Source organism: Patulibacter defluvii (assembly GCF_034096925.1).
Taxonomy (GTDB): domain Bacteria; phylum Actinomycetota; class Thermoleophilia; order Solirubrobacterales; family Solirubrobacteraceae; genus Patulibacter; species Patulibacter defluvii.
In genome coordinates this window covers 1-17,832 of the sequence record NZ_JAWZSQ010000023.1, presented here as the reverse complement: position 1 = coordinate 17,832, position 17,832 = coordinate 1, and the positions used below count along the sequence as shown (strand labels likewise).

Here is a 17,832-nt window from a genome sequence, read left to right as displayed (position 1 = left end):
AACAGACGGGCAACGCTCATGCGAGCCTTGACCGCTGTTCGTCCACACCAAGTCCCAGCTGCTGCAGCGGGTCTGGGACCACCACCCGCACGCGACGCGCTCGCGCACGATCGACTCGCACGCCTGCCGGCTGCGGCGCAAGCTGAGCGCCCACGGCGACGCCTTCGTGGTCAACGTCTGGGGCGTCGGCTACCGGCTCGTCGACGGCGCGGCGCCGCGACGGGCCCTGGAGCTGGAGCTGGCGGCGTGAGCGCGCTGGTCGGCAGCGGCTGGCTGGTGGCCGTGGTCGCCGTCGGCCTGCTCGGCCACGAGCGGCGGGCCGCCCGTCGGACGGCCGAGCGGGTCGTCCGCGCCTGCCACGAGCTGCGGGGGCCGTTGACGACGGTGCTGCTGGCCCTCGACCGGCCGCCGGCGCGTCCGGGCGACCTGGCGCGGGCGGTCGCGACCGAGCTGGTGCGGGCGCGGCGGGCCTGCGACGAGGTCAGCGCCGCCGCGGCCCGCCGGCGGGCGCCGGACGAGCGGCGGCCGGTCGACGTGGCCGAGCTGGCTCGCGGCCTGGCGGCGGCCCACGACGCGGCCGCCCGGTCGGTCGGGCGGCGGGTCCGGTTCAGCGGCGGTCCGGCGGTCGTCCTCGGCGACCGGGCACGGCTGGCGCAGGCGATCGGCAACCTGATCCACAACGCGATCGAGCACGGCGCGGGCACCGTCACGGTGGCGACGCGAGCGACTGCGGTGGCGGTCCGGATCGAGGTCTGCGACCAGGGTCCGGGGCTGCCGGTGCCGGTCGCCGCGCTGATGCGGCGGCCGCGGCGAGGCCAGCGCGGTCGCGGGATGCGGATCGTCCGCGACGCGCTGGCCGCCCACGGCGGCACGCTACGGGCCGGTCCGTCGCCGTCGGGGGCGCGGTTGATCGCCGAGCTGCCGCGGCTGGGCGACGGGCTGCGGGCGGTGGCGCGGTGACCCGGCGACGGCGGGCGCTGCTCGCCCTCGGCCTGGCGATCGTGCTCGGCAGCCTCGCGGCCGGCGACGTCGGGCGGCGCGAGCGGGCGCTGCGGCGGGCGATCGGTCCGGTCGTCCCGGTGGTGGTCGCCGAGCGGGCCTTGCCGGGCGGCGAGCCGGTCGATCCGGCGCGGTTGGGCCTGCGACGGGTGCCGTTGCGCTACGCCCCGGCGGCGCGGCTGGCCGATCCGCGGGCGCTGCTGGGACGCCGGCCGCGGGTGTCGGTGCCGGCCGGCACCGACCTCTCGCTGGCGCTGGTCGACGGCGGCGGCGGTCCGCGGCTGCGGCCCGGCGAGCGGATCGCCGAGATCGTCGCGATCGGCGATCCGCGGCTGGTCCAGCCGGGCGGGCGGGTCGACCTGCTGGTCACCCGCGAGCAGGAGGGCCGCGGAGGCGGCACGCGGCTGGCGCTCGAGGACGCCGAGGTGCTGCGGGTGCGGCCGGCGCCGGCGGGCGCGGGGGAGGAGGCCGCCGGCGAGCGGATCGCGGTCTCGCTGCGGGTCGACGTTCGCCAGGCGGTCTACCTGGCCGCGGCCCAGAACTTCGCCAGCGAGCTGCGAGTGCTGCCGCGCGGGGCCGACGACGATCGCCGCGGGGCTCAGGGGACGGCGGCGGGCGCGGGGCTGGAGGGCGTGCGGTGAGCGTCCACCGGCGGATCGCCGACGACCTCCACCGGCGGGTGGTGTCGCTCGCGGCGCGGCCGGCGGTCGACGGGGTGGGGGCCGCGCCCGAGGCGCTGCTGGAGCGGGTGCTGCGCGACGAGGCGCCGCTGCTGCCGCCGGAGGACCGCGACGAGGTGCGGCGGCTGCTGGTCGAGCGGACGGTCGGCCTGGGGCCGCTCGATTCGCTGCTCGACGACCCGACGATCGACGAGATCATGGTCTCGGGCCGCGGTCCGGTCTGGATCGAGCGTCGGGGCCGGTTGGAGCCGACGGCGGTCCGCTTCGCCGACGAGCAGGAGCTGCGGCACGCGATCGAGCGGATGCTGACCGCCGCCGGGCGGCGGGCAGATCGCGCCGAGCCGCTCTGCGACGCGCGGCTGGCGGACGGGTCGCGGGTCCACGTGGCGCTGCCGCCGGTGGCGGTCGACGGACCGGCGGTGACGATCCGCCGCTTCCGGGCCCGGCGCTGGACGGTGGCGGAGCTGGTCGAGGACGGCAGCTGGAGCGCGGCGGTGGCCGACGCGATCGGCGAGGTGGTCGACCAGCGGCGCTCGATCCTGGTCAGCGGCGGGACGGGTACGGGCAAGACGACGACGCTGGGAGCGATCGCCGGCCTGCTGGCGCCGGAGGAGCGGATCGTGACGGTCGAGGACACGGCCGAGCTGCGGCTGCCGCAGCCGCACGTGGTGCGGTTGGAGGCGCGGCCGGGACTGGCGGGTGGGCATGCTGCGGTGACGATCCGCGACCTCGTGCGCAACGCGTTGCGGATGCGCCCCGACCGGATCGTCGTCGGCGAGGTCCGTGGCGGCGAGGCGCTGGACATGGTGCTGGCGATGACGACGGGCCACGACGGCTCGCTGTCGACGATCCACGCCCGCTCGCCCGAGGCAGCGCTGCGGCGGCTGGAGACGCTCTGCCTGATGGCCGACAGCGGCCTGCCCCACGCGGCGATCCGGCGCTTGATCGGCGATGCGATCGGCCTGGTCGTGCAGCAGGCCCGCCAGCCCGACGGTCGCCGGCGGGTGGTCGCGATCGCGTGGGTCGAGGCGACGGCCGGTGGCTGGCGGCTGCGTGATCGGGCGGTGGGGACGTGACGGTGGCGGTGCTGCTGGCCGCCTTGGCGGGCGGGCTGCTGGCGGTGGCGATCGTCACCGCGGCGCCCGAGCTGGTGCGGGTGGTCGTCGTGGTCCGGGCACGCTGGGGTACGGCGGGATCGCTCGACCGCTGGGATCGGGCGGTGCCGGGGGCGGCGGTGGCCGGGTCGCTGCTGGTGCTGGTCGGGGCGCCCGCGGTCGGGGTGCTGGTGGCCGGCGGACCGCTGACGGCTCGGACGCTCGGGCGTCGTCGGGTCGGCCGGCGACGGGCGGCCGTCGCCCGTGGAGCACCGGCCGTGGCGCGAGCGATCGCAGACGCGCTCGACGCCGGCCACGGGGTCCGGCGGGCGTTGCTGGAGGCGGCGGGGACCGCGGGCCCGGCGGGACCGGCCGCCGACGAGCTGCGGCGGGTGGCCGCGCGGCTGCAGGCGGGCGATCCGCTGCCGGCGGCGTTGGCGGCGTGGCGAGCCCGGGCCTCGGAGCCGGCCCACGCCACCGTCGTCGCCGGTCTGCTGCTGCACGGCGAGGCGGGCGGTGAGCTGGCCGACGTCCTGCGTCAGCAGGCCGACGCCCTCGAACGGGCGCGCCGGGCCACCGCCGAGGCCGACAGCGCGACCGTCCAGGCCCGGACGGCGGCCCGGATCGTCGGCGGGATCCCGGTGGTGATCGCGGTCGGCGCCGCGCTCTTCGCGCCGGCGGCGGTGCGGGCGATCACCGCCACGCCGCTCGGGGTCGCGCTGGTGACCGGCGCGGTGCTGCTCCAGGTCGCCGCGACCGTCGCCGTCCGACGGCTGACCGCGGGGCTGGTCCGGTGAGCGCCGTCCTCCTCGCGGCCCTCGCCGGGGCGACCGGCGGTGCCGCGATCGGCGACCTGCTGGCCTCGCGCGCGGTGCGGCGCGCCGATCGGCGGAGCGGGGCGGACTGGGCGGTGGGCCGGACCGGCCACGCCGGTTCGGGCGGTGCGGCGGGGCTGGGCGAACTGGCGGACCTGACCGGCCCAGCGGACTGGGCGGACAACGCTGGCCGGACCGGCGTGGCTGGCTCGACCGGCGTGGCCAGCCCTCCGGGTCTGATCGGCCCGGCGTGGCCCACCGGCCCGACCAGCCCGGCAGGCCCGACCGACCGCGACGACCTCACCGCCCCACCCGACCTCGGCGGCCTCGGCGCGATCGTCCGCGTCGGTCGTCGGCTCGGCGGCCGCGTGGGGGCCCGGTGGCCCGGTCCTCCCGGCTCGGCGGCGCGGCTCGAGGCGGCCGGTCTCTCGCCGGCGGTCGCGCCGGCTGACCTGGCCGCGCTGCGGGGCGCCGGGCTCGTCGTCGGGATCGCCGGAGCCGTCGTGCTCGGGTCGGCCGCCGGCAGCGCCGGTCTGCTGCTCGCCGCCGTCGCTCCGGTCGCGCTGGTCCTCGTCCCCGAGCTGCTGATCCGGCGGCGGATCGAGCGGCGCGCGGCCCTGATGCTGGGGGAGCTGCCCGACGCGATCGACCTGCTGCGGATCGCGCTCCGGGGCGGGCCGCTGCCCGACGCGATCGCCGCCGTCGGCACGCACCAGCAGGGGCTGCTCGGCGGCGAGCTGCGGCGGGCCGCGGCCGAGGTCCGGCTCGGCGTGCCCTGCGAGACCGCCCTCGTCCGCCTGCGCCGGCGCTGCCCGGCCGAGGGCGCCGGCGAGCTGCTGGCCGTCCTGCTGCGCGTCCACCGCCACGGCGGCTCGGCCACCGCCGGCCTCTCCGCCCTCGGCGAAGACCTGCGGGCCCGCCGCGCCCGCGCCGCGATCGACCGGGCCGCCCGCGCCGCGCCGAAGGTCCAGCTCGTCGTCGCCCTGCTGCTGGTGCCCGCGGCGATGCTGCTGATCGCCGCCGTCCTGCTCCAGCTCCAGCGGGGCTGAACCGGGGCGCGCTTGGAACCGCAGCGGTTCGAAACGCGCCCCGGTCGGGGTCGGGGTCGGGCTAGCGGGAGCTGGCGCCGCTCGACCCGCTCGCCGGCGGGCCGTACTTCAGGACCACGCTGCCGCGCCAGGTCGTCGCGCCGGTGCTCTGCGAGCCGGCCGTCAGCAGCTGCAGCCGCCGCACCACCTGCAGCACGCCCTCGAAGCGGCCCATCGGCAGGCTGCCCAGCAGGTCGGCGATCCGGCGGGCGTTGAGCAGCAGCTGCGGCTTCGTCCCGCCCAGCGCCTCCTGGGCCTCGCGGTAGATCGGGTCGTCGCCCAGCCGGCCCTTCGGCTGCAGCGCGCCGGCCACCGAGTCGGGGCCGAGCCCGACCGCCACCTTGTCGCCGGAGACGGCCGCCGCCACCTGCAGCGGCAGGCCGCTGAACTGGCCGACGACGCCCTTCTGCGCCCCGGCGATGTCGCGCGGCTGCGGACGCAGGCCCTTCTCGCGCAGGACGTCGGTCAACGCCGTCAGGAAGCGATCCGCCGCGCCGGCGTCCTTGGCCTGGACCACGACCGCGCCGCCGAGGCTGAGCAGGCTGTCGCCGCGGGCGCCGAGCGTCACCGAACGGATCCCGTCGAGATCCTCCAGCAGCTGGTCGGGCAGGCGGACGCCGAGCAGCTCGCCGAGCCCGCGCACCGTCTCCTTCGGATCCTCGCCCTTGGCCTTGCCCTCGACCCCGCCGCCGGCGAGGCCGCCGAGCAGCCCCGACCGCAGGTCGCCGAGGCCCGCGCCCAGCCACGAGCCGGACGGCAGCGCCGCCACGGCGTCCGCGCCGCCGCCGGCCGCGCCACCGGCGCCCTCCGGCTGGGTGCCGCCGCTCTGGATCGCGATCCGGCCCGGGGTGGCCTCGGCCGCCAGGGCCAGGGTCGCGTCGATGTTCGGCATCGCGGCGCCGAGGCCCAGCGCGCCGCGGTCACCGTGGTCGCCGCGGCCGCCGTGGCGCTTGCCGATCCCGGCCCGGTTCAGGACCTCGGCGTCGACCGAGCCGCTCAGTTCCTCCAGCAGCCCGTCGAGCACCTGCGCGTGCCGCAGGTCGACCCACGCGACGGCGAGCGGATCGGTCGCGCGCACCTGGCCGATCGCGCCGCGGTAGCGGGCCGCACCGGCCAGGTCGTCGCCGGCGCCGGCGGCGATCGCCTGGCGGACCGCGTCCTCCTTGCCGATCGAGAGCGTCCGGTCGCCGATCCAGACCGTCAGCGGGTCCTTGTCGTCGCCCCGCTCGCGATAGACCTCCTGGCCGTCGACGTCGAGCTTCGTGCCCTTGCGCAGCTCCGGCCCGAGCGCCGCGCGGAGCGCGTTCGCGTCGCGGACCTCGGCCACCAGCGCGCCGGACGCCGTCGGGCCGTCGCCCCGGCCCTTCGCCGGCCGCTCGATCAGGAAGCCGCCGACGTGGTCGCCGAGGTGGGGGAGCACGTCGGCCTGGAAGCGCTTGCCGTCGGGCGCCAGGTCGTCCAGGTCCAGCTCGTCGATCAGGGCCTTGCCGGGATCGGCGATCCCGAGCGCCTTCGAGACCTCGAGCACGCCCGCCTTCGTGTCGCCCTCGGGACGGATGTCGCCCTGCGCGAAGGCGACCGCCGTCGCCGGCACGTCGTCGGCCAGCGCGGCTTGGACCGGAGCGCCCGTCGTCGGCGCCGCGGCGGTGGTGGTCGGGTCCTTGCCGTCGTCGCCGCAACCGGAAACGGCCAGCGCGCCCGCCGCCAGGGCGGCCAGCGACGCGTGGCGAAGGGCGGGACGGGACGGAAGCAGCGAGCTCATAGGGGATCTCCGGGCCGGCGGGGCCTGTCGCGGATCCCCTGATCGTACGGGCTCGGGCCCGGCCGAGGACCGGTCCGTCGCCGCGGGCACCCCACGCCGCCCCCGCGAGTGGCCCCACCGTGCCCCACCGGATGCCCCACAACGCCCCACCGCGAGCCCCGAAAGTCGCAACTAGCGAGGTCTCCGGACGGATCCTGACGCGCGTTGGCGCGAAAGCGTCCACGAACGGGTGTTCGTCCTTCCCCTGCAACGAACCCTGCGAGGGGCTCCGAAGGATGCCGAAAGGTGGGCGAAACATACGGTGCAGACGGTGATTACGTCCACCGAACAGGTGTTCCGCCGGAACCGGTGGTATCGCCGAGTGGGGCGAACGTCCAGATCGGTGGTGCAGAGTGGGTTGAAGTGGGGTATGTTGCCCCCAGCGAGTCGGGCCGGGAGCGGTTCCTCCCACCGCTTCCGGCCCGGCTCGCACCGGTCAATCCGCCGGTCCCGCCGTGAGCGATCTGCAGCTCCAGTCCCAGTTCGAGCTCACGCTCGACGCCAAGAACCGCCTGACGATCCCGGCGCGGTTCCGCGATCCCTTCAAGGCCGGACTGGTCCTCGTTCGCTCGCACGACGTCCCCGCCGTCGGGGTCGAGCCGCTGGCCGACTACCGTGAGTTCGTGCAGCAGTCGCTCGCCGGACGCCACCCGCTCGATCCCGCCACGCGCCAGATCGAGCGCTTCCTCAACTCCGCCGCCACCCCGGCCGAGCTCGACGGCCAGGGCCGGGTGACCGTCTCCCCGTCGCTGCTCGAGCACGCCCGGATCAGCGGCAAGGACGTGCTGCTGGTCGGCAGCGGCCGTCGCTTCGAGCTCTGGGACCGCGAGCAGTGGGCCGGCTACGCGCCGACGCTCCAGGACGCGATGCTGGAGATCGGCAACGCGATCGGCGCCTCCGGCTTCGCGCCGGGCCCGGGGCTCGCTCCCGGCGGCCCGACGGGCGGGGCCTAGGCGATGACGGAGTCGGCTCCGCACCTGCCGGTGCTCGCCGACGAGACGCTGGCCCTGCTGGATCCCCGGCCGGGCGAGACGATCGTCGACGCGACCTTCGGCGCCGGCGGCCACGCGCGGCTGGTGGCCGAGCGGCTGGGCCCCACGGGCACGCTGGTGGTGGTCGACCGCGACCCGGTGGCGCTGGCGATCGCCGAGCGGTTCGCCGCCGAGGTCGCCTGCCGCGTCCGGATCGTCGCGGCCCCGTTCGCCGACGCGCTCGAGGGCCTGGCCGAGGAAGGGTTCACGGCCGACGGGGCGTACTTCGACCTCGGCATGTCCTCGATGCAGATCGACGAAGCTCCGCGCGGCTTCGCCTACACCCGCGACGCTCCCCTCGACATGCGTATGGGGGTGGGACGGTCGGACGCGGGCGAGGATCCCCAGATCTCGGCCGCCGACGTGGTCGCCAACTGGTCGGAGCGCGACCTGGCGCACGCGCTGCGGACCTACGGCGAGGAGCGCAACGCCGGTCGGATCGCCCGCGCGATCGTCCGCGAGCGCGAGCGGGAGCCGATCGCCACCACCAGCCGGTTGGTCGACGTCGTCACCGAGGCGACCCCGACCCCGCAGCGGTTCGCGGGCGGCCACCCGGCCAAGCGGACCTTCCAGGCGCTGCGGATCGTCGTCAACGACGAGCTGGGCCAGATCGACCGCGCGCTGCCGGCGGCCTGGCGGCTGCTGCGGACCGGCGGCCGGCTGGTCGCCATCAGCTTCCACTCGCTCGAGGACCGCCGCGTCAAGCGGTTCCTCGCCGATCGCACCCAGGGCTGCATCTGCCCGCCCGACCTGCCGGTCTGCGGCTGCGGCCGGACGCCCGAGGCCGAGCTGCTGTCGAAGCGCTCGATCGCGCCCTCGGCCGAGGAACAGGAGCGCAACCCGCGCTCGCGCTCGGCCCGCGTCCGCGGCGCCCGCCGGATCCAGGTGACCGCATGAGCGCGATGCCCGCCGAGCGGCTGCCGCCGCGCCGCCGCCCGGACGCACCGCCGAGCCGGCCGTCGCGTCCCGCCGCCCGCCCGAGCGGCGGTCGTCCGGCGGGCCGTCCGACCCGCGGCCCGGTCGCGAAGCCGAAGTCGAAGCCCGCCGCTCGGAAGGGCCGGCCGGTGCCCCGTGGGCGCAAGCGAGCGGCCTCGGCGGCGCCCGCCCAGCCGCTCGGATCGCGGCTGCTGATCGCCCTGGCGCGGCTGGCGGCGCTGCCGCTGCGCGTCGCGGTGCTGCTGCTCTCGCGGATCACCGGCGGCCGGCCGTGGCTGGCGCTGATCCTCCTGCTCGGCTGCGGCGTGATCGCGCTCCACGCGCAGACGCTCCAGATCAACCGCACGGTCGTCGACCGCGAGCAGCGCGTGGCGCAGCTGGAGCGGAGCACGGCCAGCCTGCGGTCCGAGGTGGTTCAGCTGGGCTCGCCCGACCGCGTCAGCCGCTACGGGCGCGAGCAGGGCCTGGTGATGCCGGATCCGGCCGGGATCGGCTACCTCAGCGCGCGTGGGGTCGATCCGAACCGGGCCGCGCAGGGGATCGCGCCGCCCTCGGAGAGCTGGAAGCCGGCCCCCGGGATCTCGGCCCAGAACGGCGACGAGCTGCCGGTGCCCCCGAACGGCGTCGCGGCGCCGAACGCCGCGGGCGGAGCGGGCGCGGGGACGGGGACCGCCACGACCCCGCAGACCGGGACGGGAACTGGTGCGACCGGCACGGGGACCGCCGGGACGACCGGCGCGACCGGGGCGGCGGGCGCGCGCTCGACGCCCGGCGACGCCGCGGGCGGTGCGGCTCCGAGCACCGGCGAGACCGGCACGGGCGCCGGGACGGGCGCGGGAACGGGGACCGGGACCGGCGCGACCGGCACCGGGACGGGCACGGGTACCGGCACCGGCGGGACCGGCACCGGGACGGGCACCGGCGGGACGGGCACCGGCGCCACTGGCACCGGGGCGGGCACCACCGGCACCGGCGGGACGACCACCGGGACCCCGTAGGAACCGGGCGCGCCCCGGGACCGCTCGCGGTCGCTGCGCCGACCGCCAGCCGCCGACCACGACCAGGCCCACCGGCCCCCACCGGACCGCCTCCACCGAACCGCCACCGAGACCCCCACCAACCCTCCCGACACGCCACGATCGAGCCCCCGCCTCGACCGCGGAAGGACCCCCGTCGCCGGCGGCGAACGTCGGGTTATGTACGCCGATCGCCGCCTGCGCGTGCTGTTCTCGATCGCCATGGCCCTGCTCGTGATCGCGGGGGGCCGCTCGATCTGGTTCGCACTGGCCAAGGCCGACACGCTCAGCGCCGCCGCCCGCGGGCAGCAGACGATCACCCGCGAGGTCCTGGCCCTGCGCGGCGAGATCCAGGACCGCTACGGCGATCCGCTGGCGATCAGCGAGCCGGCCGACGACGTCGCCGTCAGCCCGCGGGCGGTCACCGAGCAGCTGACCCTGAAGCCGCCGCAGCGACCGCAGCAGCTGGCCGACCTGGTGGCCAGCGAGCTCGACCTGCCCGAGGACGAGGTGCTGAAGAAGCTGACCGCCAACGCCGGCTACGTGCGCCTCGGCCGCAGCATTCCCGACCGCAAGGTCCAGGCGCTGCGCGAGCGGGCCGCGAAGATGGGCATCAGCCTCGCCGCCCTGACCTTCGAGCCCCGCAACCGCCGCCGCTACCCCTCCGGGCCGCTCGCCGGCCAGCTGCTGGGCGCCTACGGCGACGACGACCGCGCCCTCGCCGGCCTCGAGGTCGCCTACGACCGCTCGCTGCGCGGCACCTACGGCAGCGAGCTGGAGACCCGCTCGCAGACGGGCAGCGCGCTGCGGACCGTCACCGAGCGCCAGATGGTCCCCGGCCGCGACGTCCGCCTGACCCTCGACTCGCGCCTGCAGGCCGTCACCGAGGAGGCGCTGCAGGAGCTGGGCCAGACCTACCGGCCGAAGAAGGCGACCGCGATCGTGATGCGGCCCGACGGCGAGATCCTGTCGATGGCCAACTGGCCGCGGGTCGACCCGAACGCGCCCGGCGAGTCGCCGCAGTGGGCGAAGGCCAACCAGGCCACCAGCTTCACCTACGAGCCGGGCTCGACCTTCAAGGCGGTCGCCGTCGGCGGCGCGCTCCAGGACGGCACCGTCAACCCGACCAGCCAGTTCACCGTCCCGTACTCGATCCAGGTCGCCGACCGCGTGATCAAGGACTCGCACGGCCACGGCACCGAGGTGATGACGCCGGGGCAGATCCTGGCCCAGTCCTCGAACGTCGGCACGATCCAGATCGGCCAGAAGCTCGGGGCCAAGCGCTTCGACGGCTGGATGCGGCGGTTCGGCTTCGGCCAGCCGTCGGGGCTCGGCTGGCCCGGCGAGGAGCGGGGCCTGCTGCTGCCGGTCGAGAAGTACTCCGGCTCGACGATGGGCAACCTGCCGATCGGCCAGGGCCAGCTGGTGACCCCGATCCAGATCGCCAACCTCTACGCCACGATCGCCAACGGCGGCGTCCTCCGCCACCCGTCGCTCGTCCGCGAGGTCGGCGGCAAGCGGGTCGAGCGGCCGGCCGGCAAGCGGATCCTGCGGCCGACGGTGGCCAAGGAGCTGCGGGGGATGCTGGCGGGCGTCTTCGAGGCCGGCGGCACCGCCTCGGCGGTCAAGGTCCCCGGCTACCAGCTGGCGGGCAAGACCGGCACCTCGAACGTCTTCGACGTCAAGCAGGGCGAGTACGTCGAGAACCGCAACGTGGCCTCGATCGCGGGCTTCGCCCCGGCCAGCAACCCGAAGCTGGTGATCGTCGTCGTGGCCGACGAGCCGGCCGGCGGCGGCTACGGCGCGACGGTCGCCGGTCCGGCCTTCGGCGACATCGCCCGCTTCGCCCTCCAGTACCTGAAGATCCCGCCGAAGTAGCCGTGCGTACTGCGTCCTCCGGTGATCGCCCGCGGTGACGGGCGATCGCGGGCGCGGTTGGCGATCATTGCCCTCCGCGCAACGATCGTCGACGGCCGGCGGAGCCGTCGTGCCGCCACCCCGACCAACTAGGCTGCGGTGCGGATGAGGCTCGGAGACCTGTTCGACCAGGCGCCGCGCGAGGCCGCGGACACGCCGGTCTCCGCGCTGGCCTACGACGACCGCCGCGTCGGCGACGGCACGGCGTTCTTCTGCGTCCGCGGGTTCACCCGCGACGGCCACGACTTCGCCCCCCAGGCGGTCGCGGCGGGGGCGGCGGCGCTGGTCGTCGACCACCCGCTCGGCAGCGGGATCCCCGAGGTCGTGGTGCCCGACGTCCGGGCCGCGATGGCCCCCGCCGCCGCCCGCCTGGCCGGCGACCCGACGGCGCGCCTGACGACGGTCGGGATCACCGGCACCAACGGCAAGACCACCACCGCCTTCCTGATCCGCCAGCTGCTCGAGGCCGGCGGCCGCCAGACCGGCCTGCTGGGCACCGTCACCCAGGTCGTCGGCGGCCGCGAGCGCGACGCCGGCCGCACCACGCCCGAGGCGATCGACCTGCAGCCGACCTTCGCCGAGATGCTGGCCGGCGGCGACGCGGCCTGCGTGATGGAGGTCTCCTCCCACGCGCTGGCCCTCGGCCGCGCCGACGCGATCCACTGGGCGGCGGCGGTCTTCACCAACCTGACCCAGGACCACCTGGACTTCCACCCCGACATGGAGGACTACTTCGCCGCCAAGGCGCGGCTGTTCTCCGCCGCGGGGAGCGCGCCGAAGGTGGTCGACGTCGACGACCCCTACGGCCGCCGGCTGGCCGAGGCCCACCCCGACGCGATCACGGTCGCGCTCGACGCCCCCGACGCCCGGATCCGCGCCACCGACGTGGTCTCCGACCTCCGCGGCAGCCGCTTCGTCGTCGACGGCCGTCCGCTGCGGACGCCGCTGACCGGCCGCTTCAACGTCCGCAATGCGCTCCAGGCCTACGTGGTGGCCCGCGCGCTGGGGGTCGACGAGGAGACCGCCGCCGCGGCGTTGGCCCGTGCCGGGCGGGTGCCCGGGCGGCTGGAGCCGGTCGACGCCGGCCAGCCGTTCGCCGTGCTGGTCGACTACGCCCACACGCCCGACTCGCTGGAGAACGTGCTGGCCGCGGCCCGCGGGGTCGTGCGCGAGGCCGGCCGCGGGCGGGTGCTCTGCGTCTTCGGCTGCGGCGGCGACCGCGACCGCGGCAAGCGCCCGCTGATGGGGGCGATCGCCGGCCGCGACGCCGACGTGGCGATCGCCACCTCCGACAACCCCCGCAGCGAGGATCCGGCCGCGATCCTCGACGAGGTGCTGGCCGGGATGGGCGACGCGACCGCGACCGTCGAGCGGATCGAGGACCGCCAGGCCGCGATCGAGCGGGCGGTGGCGCTGGCCGGCCCCGGCGACGTGGTGCTGCTGGCCGGCAAGGGCCACGAGCACGGCCAGACCTTCGCCGACCGCACGATCCCCTTCGACGACGTGGCCGTCGCCCGTGAGGCGCTGGCCGCCGTCGGCTACCCGACCACGGAGGCCGCCCGTGCGTGACCAGGACGCCCGCTGGATCGCCGCCGTGGCCGGGGCCGAGCTCCACCGCGACATCGCCGACGGCGCCGACGGTCCAGGCCCCTCGCGGGTCGCGATCGATTCCCGCGCCGGCCGGGTCGGTCCCGGCGACCTCTTCGTCGGGATCCCGGGCGAGCGGGTCGACGGCGGCCGCTTCGCCGCCGACGCGCTGGCCGCCGGCGCCTGGGGCGTGCTGGTCCGCCCCGAGCACGCCGCCGCGGCCGCCGCCGGCACCAGCGGGGCGATCCTGCTGGCCGACGACCCCGCCGCGGCCCTCGGGCGGCTGGCGACCGCCTGGCGCCGCGAGCTGGGCGCGACCGTCGTCGGCGTCACCGGCTCGGTCGGCAAGACCTCGACCAAGGACCTGCTGGCGGCGATCCTCGCCCCGCAGCGGCGGACCGTCGCCACCGACGCCAACCTCAACACCGAGATCGGGCTGCCGCTGACGGTGCTCGGCGCGCCGGCCGGGACCGAGGTGCTGGTGCTGGAGATGGCGATGCGCGGGGCCGGCCAGATCGCCGAGCTGGCCCGGATCGCCGAGCCCGACGTCGCGATCGTGACCAACGTCGCCCCGGTCCACGTCGAGCTGCTCGGCTCGCTGCAGGCGATCGCCGACGCCAAGGCCGAGCTGCTGCACGGGCTGGTGCCCGGCGGGACCGCGATCGTCCCCGTCGACGAGCCGCGGCTCGACCGCCACCGCCCGCACGGGGTCGCGATCACCACCTTCGGGCCGGCCGGCTCGGGCGCCGACGTCGCGCCCGACCGTCCCGACTGGCCGGATTTCCAGCTCGACGGCGACGTCTCGCCGACGCTGCTGCGCAACCTGCCGGCCGCGGTCGCCGCCGCGCGCGCGGTCGGGGTCGAGCCGGCGGGGCGGATCGCGCCGCGGATCTCGGCCCTCCGCGGCGAGCGGCTGCACCTGGCCGGGGACGTGGTCGTCGTCGTCGACTGCTACAACGCCAACCCGATGTCGGTCACCGCCGCATTGGACGACCTGGCCGCCACGGCCTCCGGACGCCGCGTGGCGGTGCTCGGGGACATGCTGGAGCTCGGTCCCGACGAGCGCCGCTACCACGCGGAGATCGGCGCCCACGCCCGTGACGCGGGGGTCGAGGTGCTGGTCGCGGTCGGCGACCTCAGCCGCCACACCGGCACCGGCTTCGCCGGGGCGGTCCACTGGGTGCCCGACGCCGCGGCCGCCGCCGAGCTGCTGCCGCGGGTGCTCGAGCCGGGCGACACCGTGCTGCTGAAGGCGTCGCGGGGGATCGGCCTGGAGCGGGTCGCCGCGGCGCTGACCGACGGCGACCGCCGCCACGAGGAGGCCTGAGCCGTGGGCGAGATCCTGATCGGCGGCACCGCCGCGATGCTGATCTGCGTCTTCCTGGCGCCGCGCTTCATCGAGTGGCTGCGCGAGCAGTCGTTCGGGCAGTACATCCGCGAGGAGGGGCCCGAGGGCCACAAGACGAAGGCCGGCACGCCGACGATGGGCGGGCTGATCATCTTCGTCTCGATCTCGGTCCCGTTCCTGATCCTCAGCGACTACGACTGGCGGGCGGTCGGCGTCTTCGCGGCCGGGATCGGCCTGGCCGCGGTCGGCTTCGTCGACGACTGGACGAAGGTGATCCGCAAGCGGTCGCTGGGCCTGAGCGGCAAGGCGAAGCTCGTCTCGATGGTCGCGATCTCGCTGCTGCTCTGGTACATCGCGACCGAGCAGGCGGGGCTGCAGCCGACCGTCCGGATCCGCTCGCTCGACCTGACGATCGACCTCGGGCCGCTCTACCCGGTCTGGATCTACCTGGTGGTGGCGTTCATCTCGAACGCGGTCAACCTGACCGACGGGCTCGACGGGCTGGCGGCGGGCGTCTCGGCGATCGTCTTCACCGCCTACATCGGGATCACCTACCGGGCGACCGGGGCGACCGACCTGGCGCTGCTGGCCGCCTGCGCGACCGGCGGCTGCGTGGGCTTCCTCTGGTACAACGCCCACCCGGCGACGGTCTTCATGGGCGACACCGGATCGCTCGGGCTCGGCGGCCTGGTCGCGGGGCTGGCGATCATGACCAAGACCGAGGAGCTGCTGCTGATCATCGGCGGCATCTTCGTGGTCGAGGCGCTGTCGGTGATCGTCCAGGTCTTCTCGTTCAAGACCTTCCGCAAGCGGGTCTTCCTGATGGCGCCGCTCCACCACCACTTCGAGATGAAGGCCTGGTCGGAGACGAAGATCATCCTCCGCTTCTGGATCATCGCGATCGCCTGCTCGGCGATCGGCTTCACGCTCTACGTGCAGTCGATCAAGTAGCGGCGGGGCGCCTCGACCGCGGGTCGGGGGAGGGTTCATATCCCGGGCGGCGAACGTGCAGCCGATGCCGCCCCTTCGTCGTGCCCCCGAACTCCGCCGCGAGTACGAGCGCCTGCTGAGCGTCGTGCTCGTGCTGGTCGTGCTCGGCGCGATCTGGGTCTACAGCGCCTCCAGCTCCGAGCAGATCCTGCAGGGCGGGGGCGACGGGACCAGCTTCCTGATCCGCTACGTGATGTTCGGCGCGATCGGCTTCGCCGTGCTGGCGGCGGCCTCGCGGGCCGGCGTCGCGACGCTGCGGCGGCTGACGCTGCCGATGCTGGCCGTGGCGCTGGTGCTCTGCATGGCGGTGGTGGTGCCGGGGGTCGGACGGCAGGTGAACGGCGCCTACCGCTGGCTCGGCACCGGCGCGGTCGGCTTCCAGCCCTCCGAGCTGGCCAAGTTCTCGATGGTCGCGTTCCTGGCCCTGACGCTGTCGCAGCGCAAGCGGCCGATGGTCGAGTTCCGCGACGCGCTGCCCTACCTGGCGGTGCTCGGCGTCTTCGTGATGATCGTCGCCGGGCTCCAGCGCGACCTCGGGACGGCGATCGTGATCGCCGGCGCCAGCCTCTGCGTGATGGTCGCCTACGGGATGCCGCTGCGGTTCTTCATGCCGCTGGGCGGGATCGCCGGCGCCGGGCTGCTGGTGCTGGTGCTGATGCAGCCGTACCGGATGGCGCGGCTGACGAACTTCCTCTCGCCGTGGTCGGACGCGGCGGGCACCGGCTACCAGGCGACCCAGGGCCAGATCGCGATCGGCTCCGGCGGCTTCTTCGGCAACGGGCTCGGAAACTCGGTCCAGAAGGCCGAGTGGCTGCCCGAGGCCCACACCGACTTCATCCTCGCCGTGGTCGGCGAGGAACTGGGGGCGATCGGCGTCCTGATGCTGCTGTTCCTCTACGGCGCGGTCGCCTACCTGGGGCTGCGGATCGCCGACCGCACCAAGGGCACCTACCAGAAGCTGCTGGCGATCGGGATCACCGGCGTGATCGTCTGCCAGGCGCTGCTGAACGTCTGGGTGGTGCTGGGGATCTTCCCGCTGACCGGCGTCCCGCTGCCCTTCATCTCGTACGGCTCGACCAACCTGGTGGTGCTGCTGGCCGGGATCGGCGTGCTGCTGAACATCGCCCGCGGCACGCCCTACGTGGAGACCGCGGCCGACGCGCCCGATCCGGGCGGGCGGGGTTCGCGACGCCGGCGGCGACCGGCGCGGCCGAAGCCGAAGCCCGCGCCCCGGCGGCGTCCGCGGCCGGTCGCGCCGCGGCCGGCGCCGACCACGCCGTCGTTCGCGTCGGCCCGCGAGCTGGTCCGCGGCGGCCACCTGCGGCTGGTCGAGGAGGACGCGCGCGACGGCGCCCATACGTCACGATCCGCCCGTGACGGAGCGGACGATCGTGATCGCAGCCGGCGGGACCGCGGGGCACGTGGTGCCCGCGCTGGCGGTCGCCGACGCGCTGCGGGCTGAGGGCCACCGGGTCGTCGTCGTCGGCGGCGACCGCGAGGAGACGCGGCTGGTGCCCGAGGCGGGCTACGAGCTGCGCCAGATCGACGTCCAGGGGCTCAGCCGCTCGAACCCGCTGAAGGCGGCCCGGGCCGGCGGCAAGGCGGTCCGGGCGGCCGCGGCCGCCCGCCGGATCCTGCGCGAGCTGCGGCCGGACGCGGTGATGGGCGGCGGCGGCTACGTGGCCGGGGTCGTCGGGGCGGCGGCGGTCTCGCTGCGGATTCCGCTGGTGCTGACCGAGGCCGACAGCCACCTGGGGGTCTCCAACCGGCTGCTGCACGGCCGCGCGCGGCGGGTCTGCCTGGGCTTCCCGATCGCCGGCCGCGACGAGCCGACCTTCCGCGTGACCGGGCGGCCGGTGCCGCCGCCGTGGACCGACCGGGCGGCGGCGCGAGCCCATTTCGGCCTCGGCGACGAGCCGACGGTGCTCGTCTTCGGCGGCTCGCTCGGGGCCCGCAGCGTCAACGAGGCGGCGATCGCCGGGCTGACCGATCCGGCGGTCTCGGTGCTCCACGCCAGCGGCCGCCGCGACCACGAGGCGCTGGTCGACCGCGTGCCCGAGGGCGGCCACTACCGGCTCTTCGACTACCTGTCGCCGCTGAGCCGGGCGCTGGCGGCCAGCGACCTGGTCGTGGCCCGCTCGGGCGGCTCGATCGCCGAGGTCACCGCCCACGGCCGGCCGGCGATCCTCGTGCCCTACCCGCACGCCGCCGCCGACCACCAGACCGCCAACGCCCGCTGGATGGAGCAGCACGGCGCCGCGACGGTGATCGCCGACGGCGACCTGACGGCCGAGTCGCTGCGGCGGGCGGTCGACGGGCTGCTGGCCGATCCGGCGCGGCTGCGGGCGATGGGCGAGGCGTCGGCGGCGCTGGCCCGGCCCGACGCCGCCGCCGCGATCGCGGCCGAGGTGCTGGCCGCCGCGGCTGGCTGAGCCGCCGTCCCGCCTGGTCCTCCGACCGCTCATCGCTGCCGGGGAGCGGCGCCGCGGCGGCTGGGGCGGGCCGGCCCGCCCCTCACCGCCGCCGCGGA

General features: G+C 76.3%; 16 protein-coding genes. 15 read left to right on the top strand and 1 reads right to left on the bottom strand.

The features are described 5' to 3' along the window. Positions 1-34 precede the first annotated feature (34 nt). The 6 genes from SH587_RS19655 to SH587_RS19630 are packed head-to-tail and all read left to right on the top strand — an operon-like array spanning position 35 to position 4,637. Positions 35-250, top strand: coding sequence for a winged helix-turn-helix domain-containing protein (locus SH587_RS19655; RefSeq protein WP_320672444.1), 216 nt, complete (start codon positions 35-37; stop codon positions 248-250). Further along, positions 247-960: a sensor histidine kinase gene (locus tag SH587_RS19650; protein ID WP_320672356.1), complete on the top strand. Its 714-nt coding sequence runs from the start codon at positions 247-249 to the stop codon at positions 958-960. The genes SH587_RS19655 and SH587_RS19650 overlap by 4 nt, the downstream gene beginning before the upstream one ends. Continuing rightward, on the top strand, positions 957-1,640 hold the full coding sequence (locus SH587_RS19645; protein WP_320672355.1) for an RcpC/CpaB family pilus assembly protein: 684 nt from the start codon (positions 957-959) through the stop codon (positions 1,638-1,640). Before SH587_RS19650 ends, SH587_RS19645 begins: the two co-directional genes overlap by 4 nt. Further along, positions 1,637-2,755: a TadA family conjugal transfer-associated ATPase gene (locus tag SH587_RS19640; RefSeq protein ID WP_320672354.1), complete on the top strand. Its 1,119-nt coding sequence runs from the start codon at positions 1,637-1,639 to the stop codon at positions 2,753-2,755. The genes SH587_RS19645 and SH587_RS19640 overlap by 4 nt, the downstream gene beginning before the upstream one ends. Then, positions 2,752-3,570 (top strand): type II secretion system F family protein, encoded by an 819-nt coding sequence (locus SH587_RS19635; protein WP_320672353.1) that lies wholly within the window; start codon positions 2,752-2,754, stop codon positions 3,568-3,570. Before SH587_RS19640 ends, SH587_RS19635 begins: the two co-directional genes overlap by 4 nt. After that, positions 3,567-4,637, top strand: coding sequence for a type II secretion system F family protein (locus SH587_RS19630; RefSeq protein ID WP_320672352.1), 1,071 nt, complete (start codon positions 3,567-3,569; stop codon positions 4,635-4,637). Before SH587_RS19635 ends, SH587_RS19630 begins: the two co-directional genes overlap by 4 nt. Before the next feature lie 61 nt (positions 4,638-4,698). On the opposite strand, the gene SH587_RS19625 is transcribed toward SH587_RS19630, so the two are convergent. After that, positions 4,699-6,438, bottom strand: a complete 1,740-nt coding sequence (locus SH587_RS19625; RefSeq protein WP_320672351.1) for a hypothetical protein — start codon at positions 6,436-6,438, stop codon at positions 4,699-4,701. Between the two features lie 494 nt (positions 6,439-6,932). On the opposite strand from SH587_RS19625, the gene SH587_RS19620 reads away from it, so the two are divergent. The 9 genes from SH587_RS19620 to murG all read left to right on the top strand — a co-directional run bounded on the left by SH587_RS19620 (position 6,933) and on the right by murG (position 17,734). Then, entirely contained in the window at positions 6,933-7,430 is a 498-nt protein-coding gene (locus tag SH587_RS19620; RefSeq protein WP_320672350.1) for a division/cell wall cluster transcriptional repressor MraZ, read from the top strand. A gap of 3 nt (positions 7,431-7,433) precedes the next feature. Then, on the top strand, positions 7,434-8,405 hold the full coding sequence (rsmH, locus tag SH587_RS19615) for a 16S rRNA (cytosine(1402)-N(4))-methyltransferase RsmH (RefSeq protein WP_320672349.1): 972 nt from the start codon (positions 7,434-7,436) through the stop codon (positions 8,403-8,405). Continuing rightward, the gene (locus tag SH587_RS19610; protein ID WP_320672348.1) at positions 8,402-9,442 is read left to right on the top strand and encodes a hypothetical protein; all 1,041 of its coding nucleotides are present in this window, start codon (positions 8,402-8,404) and stop codon (positions 9,440-9,442) included. The genes rsmH and SH587_RS19610 overlap by 4 nt, the downstream gene beginning before the upstream one ends. A gap of 198 nt (positions 9,443-9,640) precedes the next feature. Beyond that, entirely contained in the window at positions 9,641-11,338 is a 1,698-nt protein-coding gene (locus SH587_RS19605) for a peptidoglycan D,D-transpeptidase FtsI family protein (RefSeq protein ID WP_320672347.1), read from the top strand. Positions 11,339-11,482: 144 nt separating this feature from the next. Continuing rightward, positions 11,483-12,946 (top strand): UDP-N-acetylmuramoyl-L-alanyl-D-glutamate--2,6-diaminopimelate ligase, encoded by a 1,464-nt coding sequence (locus SH587_RS19600; protein ID WP_320672346.1) that lies wholly within the window; start codon positions 11,483-11,485, stop codon positions 12,944-12,946. Continuing rightward, a complete protein-coding gene (locus SH587_RS19595) occupies positions 12,939-14,291 on the top strand; it encodes a UDP-N-acetylmuramoyl-tripeptide--D-alanyl-D-alanine ligase (protein ID WP_320672345.1) in 1,353 nt (450 codons plus the stop codon). The genes SH587_RS19600 and SH587_RS19595 overlap by 8 nt, the downstream gene beginning before the upstream one ends. A gap of 3 nt (positions 14,292-14,294) precedes the next feature. Continuing rightward, entirely contained in the window at positions 14,295-15,263 is a 969-nt protein-coding gene (gene mraY, locus SH587_RS19590; protein WP_320672344.1) for a phospho-N-acetylmuramoyl-pentapeptide-transferase, read from the top strand. 64 nt (positions 15,264-15,327) lie between these two features. Continuing rightward, a complete protein-coding gene (gene ftsW / locus SH587_RS19585) occupies positions 15,328-16,764 on the top strand; it encodes a putative lipid II flippase FtsW (protein ID WP_320672343.1) in 1,437 nt (478 codons plus the stop codon). Next, a complete protein-coding gene (gene murG, locus SH587_RS19580; protein WP_320672342.1) occupies positions 16,676-17,734 on the top strand; it encodes an undecaprenyldiphospho-muramoylpentapeptide beta-N-acetylglucosaminyltransferase in 1,059 nt (352 codons plus the stop codon). Before ftsW ends, murG begins: the two co-directional genes overlap by 89 nt. Positions 17,735-17,832: the final 98 nt, after the last annotated feature.